Origin of the sequence: Vibrio sp. TBV020 (genome assembly GCF_046056895.1) — a bacterium.
GTDB lineage: Bacteria > Pseudomonadota > Gammaproteobacteria > Enterobacterales > Vibrionaceae > Vibrio.
The window spans coordinates 3262755-3275121 of the sequence record NZ_JBEEAQ010000003.1 but is presented as its reverse complement, the minus strand read 5'-3'; the positions used below and the strand labels follow the sequence as shown (position 1 = coordinate 3275121).

Below are 12367 nucleotides of genomic sequence, written 5' to 3'. Positions count from 1 at the left end.
GTGGTTAGTTATGCTAGTTCTTCTAGCTCTGCTAATACTTCTTCTGCCCACGTAATCCAAGCTTGGCGGATCAGTAGGTTTCTACGCAGCGTAAGACGTTCTAGACGTTGCTGCTTATCTAATGTCGTTGTTGCTGGGTAGTATGCGTTTTCAATTTCTTGGTAGTGCGCAACTAGCTTACGTGATTCTTCAACGAGCTCAGAAAGCTGAACTTGGTATGGCGCAGAAGGTTGCACAGCACAAGCCATCAATTTTGCAGAGAATTCGTCGCGGACAGTTGGGTGTGCTGTTGGTTGGTCAAACCATTCACCAAGCGCAACGCGCCCTGAATCTGTGATTGAATAAACTTTACGGTCTGGTTTGCCTTCTTGAGGCTCAAGTACGCAAGTCACTAGGTTGTTCTGAGCCATTTTATTTAGCTCACGGTAAACTTGCTGGTGGCTCGCTTTCCAGAAATAGCCAATAGTGGCAGAAAATTCTTTAGTGATGTCGTATCCGGTTGCGTCGCGTGTGCTTAGAACGGTTAAGATAACGTGTGGTAATGACATGTCTTCAATCCAAATGGTAAATAAACTACTAAATACAACCGCTTAATTACTGTCGTGCTTCTTGAGGCACTCTTCGTTAGTAAAAAAAGCAGCACCAACAAATGTTGGTCATGTCACCTTGAAAAGCCGGTTTATCACCTAGGATCGATAAGTGAATTATCGAGGAACTGCAGCATGTAGATTTTTATATGTGTCGCTACAGAGGTTGAGTAGTATATCTAAATAATAAGCATAAAGTGGAATAGAAGGACAAAATAGCCCAAAAAACTGACAAAAATCTCAATAATGATTATTGGTTGGTTTTTTGTTCTTTGGTTGTTGTCTATTTGTCTCTTGTGTGGTTTTTATAACTGCACTTTTAGGTGTTGGTAAAATAAAAAGGTTGATGCTTTCACATCAACCTTCTTCATTACGACACTGATATGGCGTTAACCCGTGTTACGCATACCAGCTGCAATACCAGCAATAGTGACCATTAGCGCTTCTTCAAGCTCTGGTGCTGACTCTTCATTTTGACGAGTACGGTATAGCAGTTCTGCTTGCAGCATATTCAATGGCTCAACGTAGATGTTACGTAGGCGAATTGATTCTAAGCCCCAAGGGTCGCTTTGCATTAGGTTCTCGTTGTTTTCAACGTTTAGCACAGACTTGATGTCTTGCTGAAGCTGATCACGTAGACGATCCCCAAGTGGAAGCAGATTACTGTCAACAAGACGCTCATCGTAGTAGCGAGAAATTTCTAGGTTACATTTGGTGTAAACCATTTCAAGCATACCTAGACGAGTTGAGAAGAATGGCCACTCACGACACATCTCTTCTAGCAGCGCCTGATGGCCTTTATCTACTGAATATTGGATTGCTTCACCAGCCCCTAACCATGCAGGGAGAACCAGACGGTTTTGACTCCAAGAGAAGATCCAAGGAATCGCACGTAGGCTTTCTACGCCGCCTTTCGGGTTACGTTTTGCTGGGCGAGAACCTAGTGGTAATTTACCTAGTTCCAGTTCAGGTGTTGCTTGGCGGAAGTAAGGAACGAAATCAGGCTCACCACGAACTACGCTACGGTAAGCTTCACAGCTCACTTCTGACAGAACATCCATCAGATCACGCCATTCTTGCTTAGGCTCTGGCGGTGGCAGAAGGTTGGCTTCTAGAATCGCACTCGCATACAGATTGAAACTGTTTACAGCAACATCAGGCAAACCAAGCTTAAAGCGGATCATCTCACCTTGCTCTGTTACACGTAGACCACCTTTAAGACTCTTAGGTGGCTGAGATAGCAGTGCAGCATGAGCTGGTGCACCACCACGGCCGATAGTACCGCCGCGGCCATGGAATAGCGTCAGCTCAACGCCTTCTTCTTCGGCAACTTTAACCAGTGAATCCATTGCGTGGTATTGAGCCCAACCTGCAGACATTACACCAGCATCTTTCGCTGAATCGGAGTAACCGATCATTACCATTTGATGGTTCTGGATAAATCCGCGGTATAAGTCGATACCCATTAGCTGTTTGATGACCGCTTCAGCATTGTTCAAATCGTCTAACGTTTCGAACAGAGGACATACGTCCATGCGGTAAGGGCAGCCCGCTTCTTGCAGCAGTAGGTGAACGGCCAGTACGTCAGAAGCAGTACGTGCCATTGAAATAACGTAAGCACCAAATGCTTCACGTGGTTGAGCTGCAACAATCTTACAAGTATCTAGGACTTCTTTGACTGGCTCTGACGGTTCCCAATCACGAGGTAGAAGAGGACGCTTAGAAGCTAATTCATTTGTTAGGAAAGCAACCTTATCTTGTTCACTCCATTGGTCGTAATCACCAATGCCTAGGTAGCGTGTTAGCTCAGAAAGCACGTCTGAGTGACGAGTACTCTCTTGACGAATATCAAGACGAACTAGGTGAACACCAAACGCTTTAATGCGGCGCAGTGTATCTAATAGTGAACCGTCAGCAATGATACCCATGCCACACTCATGTAGCGATTGGTAACAGGCATAAAGTGGATCCCACAGTTGCTCTACACGTTGAAGTGGAGCTTTGACTGCAAGCTTCTGGCCGTGCACTTTGGCATCCAGAATCTCTTTCGTTTCATTTAGTAGTGCACGTAACTGTTTAAGCACAGCGCGGTATGGTTCGTGCTCATCATCACCCGCCAGCGCACGGACGGCGTCATTACATTTGGTCATCGATAGCTCGCTAACCAATTCGTTAATGTCACCTAGGTAAAGGTCAGCCGCTTTCCAGCGAGATAACAGCAGTACTTCACGTGTAATGGTATGGGTAACAAATGGGTTTCCGTCACGGTCACCACCCATCCAAGATGAGAAATGTACCGGACGAGCATCGATAGGTAGGCCTTCACCAAGGTAACCTTCTAGACGCTGATCGAGTTCGCGTAAAAAGTCAGGCACTGCTTCCCATAGCGAGTTTTCTACAACTGCAAAGCCCCATTTAGCTTCATCAAGCGGTGTTGGGCGCTGCTGACGAATGGTATCTGAGTGCCAGCTTTGGGCGATTAACTGCTCTAGACGACGCTCTGTTTTTGCGCGCTCTTTAACGGATAGTTCACCAAGCTCTAGCTTAGACAGACATTCGTTGATTTTGACCAGTTTGTTGATCATGGTGCGACGAGTTATTTCTGTCGGGTGAGCCGTTAAGACGAGTTCAATGTTTAGGTCTCGAACCGCTTGTGCCGTGTCTAGCTTGCTAATGTCATTTTGTGCCAGCTTAGAGAAAAGCGAGTTGATCGCGTCAGGTTCACAAACGTGAGCGTCACAGTGGCGAGAGATCGTATGGTACTGCTCTGCCATGTTGGTGAGGTTTAGAAATTGGTTGAATGCATGAGCAACAGGAGTGAGCTGCTCATTTGGCAGGCTTTTAATCTCTTCGATCAAGCTGTCGCGATCTTGTTGATTGCCTGCGAGGGCGGACTTTGAAAGTTTACGAATGGTTTCTACTTTCTCTAGAAGTACGTCACCATGTGCGTCCTTGATGGTGTTGCCGAGCAAGTGTCCTAGCATGCTCACATTGCTTCTGAGCGCAGAGTATTTCTCGTTCATTATCATCCTGCCTTGTAAAAAAATTACATCCAATGTTCCTTGTTAGGTAAACAATCTAGCGAAAAATGTCGCCTGGAGTCAATTACTGTAGGCTAAGTTTGCAAATATTGTGCAAGTGAATGTAACGCTATGCGAGCCATGCGATTGACTAATTATGTTGAAATTTTATTACAGAATGGCCGCGCTGTATTCTGTCATTCCCTAGACTAACGGAGGAAGGAGTAGGGAATTTCGAAAAGTTATCGACTTGCTTCAAAGGATCGCCAACTCGTTTGCTCCTCACTCTTGAGGACGACCAATTAAAAAAGGGTTGGTGTTCAACACTAACCCTTCTCTTAGGCACTCAAAAACTAAAAACAATACTTATGCATCGCTTTTGAAAGAACATCGATGGTCGGGTCAATAAAATCAAACGCGAGGAACTCGTCGGGCTGGTGAGCTTGGTCAATGGAGCCCGGTCCAAGTACTAGTGTTGGACAAAGCTGCTGTAAGAACGGCGCTTCAGTACAGTAGTTAACGGTTTCAGAGTCCACACCACAGATCTCTTCAACGCCATCAATGAATGGATGGTCATGTTGACACTCGTAGCCTGGAATAGGCTCATGTAATGGTGTTATTGAGATTCGGCCTGGCCATTTCGCTTCTACTTCTTTTAGCGCACCACGTAGCATGTTATCGAGCCCGTCCAAACTGATGCCTGGTAAAGGGCGAACATCGTAGTGCAATTCACAGCAACCACAAATACGGTTGGCGCTGTCACCACCGTGAATATGACCAAGGTTGAGGGTAGGGCTAGGAATCGCAAATCCTGGGTGATGGTACTCTTTCACTAATTTATCGCGCAGCTGCATTAGAGCAAACAATACTTCATGCATGATTTCGATGGCATTGACGCCAAGAGCAGGGTCCGAAGAGTGACCTGATTTACCGGTGACACGCACTGCATTGGCAACGTGTCCTTTGTGTCCACGAATAGGTACAAGGCTAGTCGGTTCACCAATGATGCAGTAGTCCGGTTTAAAAGGCGCATTATCGGTAAAGTGACGCGCTCCCAACATTGTGGTTTCTTCATCACAAGTGGCCAAGATATACAGCGGCTTAGTCTGTTTAGTCCAGTCGACCTTTTTCACTGCCTCAATAATAAAAGCAAAAAAGCCCTTCATATCTGCCGTGCCTAAACCATAAAAACGATTGTTAGCTTCGGTCAGCGCGTGAGGTTCATAGTTCCAACGTCCTTCGTCAAAAGGAACCGTATCGCTGTGGCCTGCTAGCAATAGACCACCTTCGCCCGACCCTTTCTTGGCGATTAAGTTGAATTTACCCGGTTTAACTTCCGTCAGGTTTACTTCAAAGCCGATGTCTTTTAACCAAGTGGCGAGTTTTTCGATCACTTGTGCATTGCCTTCATCCCAACTTGGATCTGTCGAGCTAATTGATGAGGTGGAGATAAGGCCACTGTAGACCTCTAGAAAACTTGGTAATTGCATAATTAGTTTACTTTCCCTGTTGACAGAATTGGGTTAAGAAGGTAAAACACATATTAAATCACTTTTATTGAATAAAAAACCAATAAAAGCCAAATAATTTAAATTTATAGTCACAAGTTGAGTGGCGCTTTTAAGTCGAAAATGGATGTATGAGATGCTTAAAACCACAATCATAGGCGCAAGCGGTTATACCGGAGCAGAGCTTGCTCTGATGGTTCACAAACACCCTGAACTTACGCTATCAGGTTTGTATGTTTCCGCCAATAGTCTAGATGCTGGTAAGAGCATCGCTGAGCTACACGGTAAGTTAGCTGGCATTATTAATCATCCAGTTCAGCCTTTAAAAGATCCGAGTGAAGTCGCACAGCAGAGTGATGTGGTGTTTTTGGCTACTGCCCATGAAGTGAGCCATGACTTAGCGCCGATCTTTTTGGAGCAAGGGTGCCAAGTTTTTGATCTTTCTGGTGCATTCCGTGTTCAGAAAGAAGGATTCTACGATGAGTTTTACGGCTTTGCTCACCAACATGAAGCGTGGCTTGATAACTCAGTTTATGGCTTAGCAGAGTGGAATGCTGAAGGGATTAAGCAGAGTCAACTTATTGCAGTTCCAGGCTGTTATCCAACGGCGTCTCAATTGGCGATCAAGCCGCTGCTTAATGAAGCTCTGCTGGATACCAGTCAATGGCCAGTGATTAATGCAACCAGTGGTGTGTCTGGGGCAGGAAGAAAAGCGTCGATGACCAACAGCTTTTGCGAAGTGAGTTTGCAAGCGTATGGGGTATTCAACCACCGCCACCAACCTGAAATTGCAACACACCTAGGCACGGACGTCATTTTCACGCCACACCTTGGTAACTTTAAGCGTGGCATTCTTGCCACTATCACAATGAAACTTAAAGCAGGCGTAACAGAAGCTCAAATTGCTGAAGCGTTTACGTCGGCTTATCAAAACAAACCGGCAGTGAGACTGACAGGGTCAACATTGCCAACACTACAAAATGTAGAGAATACACCTTTCTGCGATATCGGTTGGAAGGTTCAAGGTGAGCATATCATCGTTGTTTCAGCGATTGATAACTTACTCAAAGGCGCATCAAGTCAAGCGATGCAATGTGTAAACATCCACTACGGATTTCCAGAGCTGACTGCTCTTGTTTAATTGGGCAGGGAAGGAATAAGTGATGACAGATAACAAACAAACTCCATTAGTGATCAAATTAGGCGGTGCTGCACTGTCGTGTACTGAGACGTTAAGCCAGGTATTTGGTGCGATTGCCAACTACCAAAAGCAAGCTCAGCGACGAATTGTGATCGTCCATGGAGGAGGTTATCTAGTGGACGATCTTATGGCGAAGCTACAGCTGGAAACGGTAAAGAAAAATGGCTTACGTGTGACCCCTTATGAGCAGATTCCTGTGATTGCAGGTGCGTTAGCGGGTACGGCAAACAAGATGCTTCAAGGTCAAGCAATCAAAGATGGTCTCAATGCAGTTGGTTTAAGCCTCGCAGACGGTGGTCTTTGTCATGTTGAAGAACTTGATCCTGAGCTAGGCGCTGTGGGTAAAGCAACACCGGGTGATTCATCTGTTCTTCAAGCAGTCTTGTCAGCGGGCGCTTTGCCAATCATTAGTTCGATTGGTTTGACCGAGCAAGGTCAAATGATGAACGTGAATGCTGACCAAGCTGCAGTCGCAGTTGCAGGCTCATTGGATGCTGAATTAGTCCTACTTTCTGATGTGAGTGGTGTATTGGATGGTAAAGGCCATTTGATTAAGAGCCTAGATGAGAAAGAAGCGCAAAGCTTGATTGATGGCCATGTTATCACTGATGGCATGATCGTTAAGGTCCAAGCGGCACTAGAGGCGGCGAATGACTTAGGTCGCCCAATTGAAGTAGCAACCTGGCGTTACCCAGATAAGCTGACAGATCTATTTGCAGGTCAGAGCATTGGTACACAGTTTCTACCTCAGTAAGTAAAGACAAAAGAATTGAAATTCAGCGCCATGGCGTTGAGCACAATAAGAATCAATAGGAAGTAACCCGTAGCACTGACCGCCAAGCGCAGCGCCGGGAATTTGGAGAAAGAAAATGAGCAAAGTTCAAGTAAATAAAGTAGTTGTCGCATACTCTGGCGGTCTGGATACATCGGTAATCATTCCATGGCTTAAAGAAAACTATGATTGTGAAGTTGTCGCATTCGTTGCCGATGTGGGTCAGGGTGAAGAAGAACTGGCTGGTATCGAAGAGAAAGCAAAAGCATCAGGTGCATCTGAGTGTTACATCGCTGACCTAAAAGAAGAGATGGTTGCTGACTACATCTACCCAACACTAAAAACAGGTGCTTACTACGAAGGTAAATACCTACTGGGTACGTCAATGGCACGTCCTATTATCGCCAAGGCACAGGTAGAAGTAGCACGTAAAGTAGGTGCAGACGCACTATGTCACGGTTGTACAGGTAAAGGTAACGACCAAGTTCGTTTTGAAGGTGCATTCGCAGCACTAGCACCAGACCTACACGTAATCGCACCATGGCGTGAATGGGATCTAGTTAGCCGTGAAGAGTGTCTAGATTACCTAGCAGAGCGCAACATTCCATGTACTGCATCTCTAACGAAAATTTATTCACGTGATGCAAACGCATGGCACATTTCTACTGAAGGTGGCGTTCTAGAAGATACTTGGAATGCGCCAAACGATGACTGCTGGGCGTGGACCGTTGACCCAGAGCAGGCACCAAACGAAGCGGAATACGTAACGCTAAAAGTTGAAAAAGGTGCAGTTGTTGCTGTAGATGGCGAGACAATGACACCATACAACGCACTTGTATATCTAAATGCTAAAGGTGTTAAACATGGTGTTGGTCGTATCGATATCGTTGAAAACCGTCTAGTCGGTATGAAGTCTCGTGGTTGTTACGAAACTCCAGGAGGTACCATCATGATGGAAGCGCTACGTGCAGTAGAGCAGCTTGTTCTGGATAAAACAGCATTTGAGTTCCGTGAAGAGCTAGGCGTAAAAGCATCACACCTAGTTTACGATGGTCGTTGGTTCACTCCACTTTGTAAGTCTATCCTAGCGGCGTCAGAAGAGTTGGCTCAAGATGTAAATGGTGAAGTCGTTGTGAAACTATACAAAGGCCATGCAACAGTTACTCAAAAGCGTTCTGATAACAGCTTGTACTGTGAAGAGTTTGCGACATTTGGTGAAGACGAAGTTTACGACCAAAGCCATGCAGAAGGCTTTATCCGCCTTTACTCATTATCAAGCCGTATTCGTGCGCTAAACAGCCTGAAAAAATAAAGCTAGTAGCTAGAAACAACAAAGCCCATTTGTCATGCAAATGGGCTTTTTCTTTTATTGGAGCAAGAGAAGTACAATCCTGAATAAATATGTGAAAAAAGTGAATTAATACTTTATTTTTATTTTATTTTGACGTAACTTTGAACCATCATAAAATACTGAATTTAATTCAGAGTCAATCTTAGCAATAACAGCGATTCACACTTTTAGTGAGCATAGGTAATCAGGAGAAACGCAATGGCATTATGGGGCGGAAGATTTACCCAAGCGGCAGATACGAGATTCAAAGATTTTAACGACTCATTGCGTTTCGATTACCGACTAGCTGAGCAAGATATTGTCGGCTCTATTGCTTGGTCAAAAGCACTGTTATCTGTTGATGTATTGACAGAAGAAGAGCAACAGAAACTAGAGTTAGCGCTTAATGAACTTAAGCTTGAAGTGATGGAAGATCCTCATCAGATTTTACGTTCTGATGCAGAAGACATTCACTCTTGGGTTGAGCAACAACTGATTGGTAAAGTGGGTGACTTAGGCAAAAAACTTCACACGGGCCGTTCACGTAATGACCAAGTAGCGACTGACCTTAAACTATGGTGTCGTCAGCAAGGTCAGCAGCTGTTAATGGCTCTTGATCGTTTGCAAGCTCAAATGGTTTCTGTTGCCAAAGAGCATCAAGGTACGGTTTTACCAGGTTATACTCACTTACAACGTGCTCAACCAGTAACATTCGCTCACTGGTGTCTAGCTTACGTAGAAATGTTCGAACGTGATTACTCTCGTTTAAGTGATGCGATTCATCGTTTAGATACCTGCCCGCTAGGTTCTGGTGCATTGGCTGGTACTGCTTACCCAATGGATCGTGAAGAACTTGCTCATAGCCTTGGTTTCCGTCGTGCGACACGTAACTCATTGGATTCAGTATCGGATCGTGATCATGTGATGGAGCTGATGTCGATTGCCTCTATCTCTATGCTGCACCTGTCTCGTCTTGCTGAAGATATGATTTTCTACAACTCTGGTGAATCTAACTTCATAGAGCTGGCGGACACGGTGACTTCTGGCTCTTCGCTAATGCCACAGAAGAAAAACCCAGATGCCCTTGAGCTTATCCGTGGTAAAACGGGCCGTGTTTATGGTTCTTTGGCAGGCATGATGATGACAGTGAAAGCACTGCCACTTGCCTACAACAAAGATATGCAAGAAGACAAAGAAGGTCTGTTCGATGCGCTCGACACATGGAATGACTGTATGGAAATGGCAGCGCTTTGTTTTGATGGCATCAAGGTGAACGGTGAGCGTACTCTTGAAGCAGCGAAACAAGGCTATGCAAACGCGACAGAGCTAGCGGATTACCTAGTAGCGAAAGGCATTCCATTCCGTGAGGCGCACCATATTGTCGGTGTAGCCGTGGTTGGTGCCATTGCAAAAGGTTGTGCGCTTGAAGAGCTTTCCATTGCAGAGCTGAAAGAGTTCTCTGAAGTGATTGAGTCCGATGTGTATGACATCCTGACTATAGAATCATGCCTAGAGAAACGTAGTGCACTGGGTGGCGTTTCACCTAAGCAAGTCGCTCACGCGGTAGAGCAAGCAGAAGGACGTTTGATTAAGCGTGATACTTCTGCAGTGAATGTACGTCCAGCTCGTCTAACAGACATTGAATCGCTAGAAGGTATGGTGACTTACTGGGCGAATATGGGTGAAAACTTGCCTCGCTCTCGCAGTGAACTAATACGTGATATCGGCTCATTTGCAGTTGCTGAACACCATGGTGAGGTGACAGGTTGTGCATCGCTATATGTTTACGATTCAGGCTTAGCAGAAGTTCGTTCTCTGGGGGTTGAAGCTGGCTGGCAAGGCCAAGGTCAAGGTAGTGCGATTGTGCAATACCTAGTTGAAAAAGCGCGCCAGATGGCGATTAAGAAAGTGTTTGTACTTACTCGTACGCCAGAGTTCTTTATGAAGCAATCTTTCTTGCCAACGTCGAAGTCATTACTGCCTGAGAAAGTACTTAAAGATTGCGACCAATGTCCTCGTCAGCATGCATGTGATGAAGTTGCACTGGAAGTGAACTTGGTTGAGCAATCAATTGCTCGGGTAAACGTTGCATAACTTTCTGAATCACAAAGGAAAGGGAAAAAGATCAAAAAAGATCGAGTAAGTTTTGGAACTAATTAGAAAAGGCAGAGTCTATTAAAGTACCACTGCTTTTTCTTAGAAGAATCTAAGAAGGCCCCAAACCATAATTGGTTTTGGGGCTTTTTTCTTTTCTGCTCTTCATAATTTAAGTCAGCCCTATAGAGCCTATGGGCAAAAAGAAATTTTACTTACTTCCTTTTTGGCGTTTCTGCCACGGTAAGATGACAAAGCGCATCCATAGGTGAAGAGCCAATAAACCATTAAAAGCAAACCCTGCGATGATCAAAGTAATCGACTCTATGCTTTTTGGGTCTTCTTTAAATAGAAACCACCATACGATCCAGCACAACACCGATAGTACGGTGAGCTGATCCATACAGCGTTTGCAGCGGCCAATTTTTTTCCAAAACCAACCGTTATTTTTGCAGTGAGGACATGTCATGGTGGCACGAATTAGGTAACATAACTTGCTATAGAATATCGCAATCGAATTTGAAAGTGAGAAAAATGATCGAACGTCAACACACAAAACAGCGTATGAGCCGTATTGTTAAACACAACGGTACGATTTACTTATGTGGACAAGTTTGTGCAGATGCAACTCAAGGTATCACAGAGCAGACTCAGACTATGTTGGATAAAGTAGAGCAACTGCTGCTTGAAGCGGGCAGTGATAAAGAGCATATGCTGTCTGCAACTATCTACCTAAAAGATATGAAAGACTTCCAAGAGATGAATGCGGTGTGGGATGCGTGGGTACCTGAAGGTCATGCTCCTGCGCGTGCTTGTGTCACTGGTGATATGGCTCGTGAAGCTCTGCTGGTCGAAATTTCAGTGATCGCAGCAGAAAAGTAACGGTTGTTCTTTCGCAAAATATAAAAAACGAGCCGCTTGGCTCGTTTTTTTAATGTGTTCAGTATATAGACCAGAGGTATTAGCCTAAGTAAAGCTCTAGCTCTTCGCTGCCACCGATGTGTTTACCACCAATGAAGACTTGAGGAACTGTTGTACGGCCAGTAATTGCACGTAGACTAACTGTCGTTGCGTCTTTACCTAAAATGATCTCTTCGTATTGCAGACCGTGGTCAATAAGGTTCTGTTTCGCTTTTACACAGAATGGACAACCTGGCTTTGAAAACACAGTGATTGATTCTTGCGTTTTGAAGTCTGGTGCAATGTGGTTAAGCATTGTGTCGGCGTCTGATACTTTGAACGGGTCGCCTGGCTCGTTTGGCTCGATAAACATTTTTTCTACCACACCGTTTTTCACCAGCATGCTGTAGCGCCATGAACGTTTGCCAAAGCCGATATCGTTCTTGTCGACAAGCATTCCCATACCATCCGTGAACTCACCGTTGCCATCAGGAATGAATGTGATGTTTTCTGCTTCTTGGTCGTTTTTCCAAGCGTTCATTACGAATGTATCGTTGACAGACACACACACAATCTCGTCTACACCGTGTTCTTTAAACACAGGGAATAGTTCGTTGTAACGTGGAAGGTGGCTAGATGAACATGTAGGAGTGAACGCGCCAGGAAGACTGAACACGATAACCGTCTTATCTTTAAATAGTTCTTCTGTCGTTACATTTACCCACGCGTCGCCTTGACGAGTAGGGAAAGTGATTTGAGGTACGTGTTGACCTTCTTTAGATGCAAACATATGGGTTTCCTTTTTATTTTTGTTTAATTTTTTGTTGAGACTTATCAGCTTTTTGACTGTGCTCTGTTTCGATGAAGTTATTATTAAAGAAAAGCTTTGATAGCTCTAATCGTTTGATGCTATGGTTTTGATAGATTTTTTCTATCTTCATTTGAGAGCATTAGA

General features: G+C 44.8%; 10 protein-coding genes. 5 read left to right on the top strand and 5 right to left on the bottom strand.

The window, feature by feature from the left end:
- Nucleotides 1-8: 8 nt before the first annotated feature.
- From AAFX28_RS23050 to argE, 3 genes are all read right to left on the bottom strand, one after another.
- Nucleotides 9-548: a PadR family transcriptional regulator gene (locus tag AAFX28_RS23050; RefSeq protein ID WP_408690820.1), complete on the bottom strand. Its 540-nt coding sequence runs from the start codon at nt 546-548 to the stop codon at nt 9-11.
- 428 nt (nt 549-976) lie between these two features.
- Nucleotides 977-3610 (bottom strand): phosphoenolpyruvate carboxylase, encoded by a 2634-nt coding sequence (gene ppc / locus AAFX28_RS23045; RefSeq protein WP_408690819.1) that lies wholly within the window; start codon nt 3608-3610, stop codon nt 977-979.
- A 350-nt stretch (nt 3611-3960) separates the two neighbouring features.
- Complete coding sequence (gene argE, locus AAFX28_RS23040) at nt 3961-5097, bottom strand: acetylornithine deacetylase (RefSeq protein ID WP_408690818.1); 1137 nt, start codon at nt 5095-5097, stop codon at nt 3961-3963.
- A gap of 154 nt (nt 5098-5251) precedes the next feature.
- Here argE and argC point away from each other — a divergent pair, with 154 nt between their 5' ends.
- From argC to argH, 4 genes are all read left to right on the top strand, one after another.
- A complete protein-coding gene (gene argC, locus AAFX28_RS23035; protein WP_408690817.1) occupies nt 5252-6256 on the top strand; it encodes an N-acetyl-gamma-glutamyl-phosphate reductase in 1005 nt (334 codons plus the stop codon).
- Nucleotides 6257-6278: 22 nt separating this feature from the next.
- Nucleotides 6279-7070, top strand: a complete 792-nt coding sequence (argB, locus tag AAFX28_RS23030) for an acetylglutamate kinase (RefSeq protein WP_408690816.1) — start codon at nt 6279-6281, stop codon at nt 7068-7070.
- 115 nt (nt 7071-7185) lie between these two features.
- A complete protein-coding gene (locus AAFX28_RS23025) occupies nt 7186-8400 on the top strand; it encodes an argininosuccinate synthase (RefSeq protein WP_408690815.1) in 1215 nt (404 codons plus the stop codon).
- A 237-nt stretch (nt 8401-8637) separates the two neighbouring features.
- Complete coding sequence (gene argH / locus AAFX28_RS23020; RefSeq protein ID WP_408690814.1) at nt 8638-10512, top strand: argininosuccinate lyase; 1875 nt, start codon at nt 8638-8640, stop codon at nt 10510-10512.
- Nucleotides 10513-10723: 211 nt separating this feature from the next.
- On the opposite strand, the gene AAFX28_RS23015 is transcribed toward argH, so the two are convergent.
- Complete coding sequence (locus tag AAFX28_RS23015; protein WP_408690813.1) at nt 10724-10981, bottom strand: DUF3624 domain-containing protein; 258 nt, start codon at nt 10979-10981, stop codon at nt 10724-10726.
- A 65-nt stretch (nt 10982-11046) separates the two neighbouring features.
- Between AAFX28_RS23015 and AAFX28_RS23010 the strand changes: the two genes are divergently transcribed.
- Nucleotides 11047-11394, top strand: coding sequence for a RidA family protein (locus AAFX28_RS23010; RefSeq protein ID WP_408690812.1), 348 nt, complete (start codon nt 11047-11049; stop codon nt 11392-11394).
- Nucleotides 11395-11473: 79 nt separating this feature from the next.
- Here the strand turns inward: AAFX28_RS23010 and AAFX28_RS23005 are convergent, their stop codons facing one another.
- Nucleotides 11474-12202 carry a glutathione peroxidase gene (locus AAFX28_RS23005; RefSeq protein WP_408690811.1) on the bottom strand — a complete coding sequence of 243 codons (729 nt, stop codon included), beginning with the start codon at nt 12200-12202 and terminating at the stop codon, nt 11474-11476.
- Nucleotides 12203-12367 lie beyond the last annotated feature (165 nt).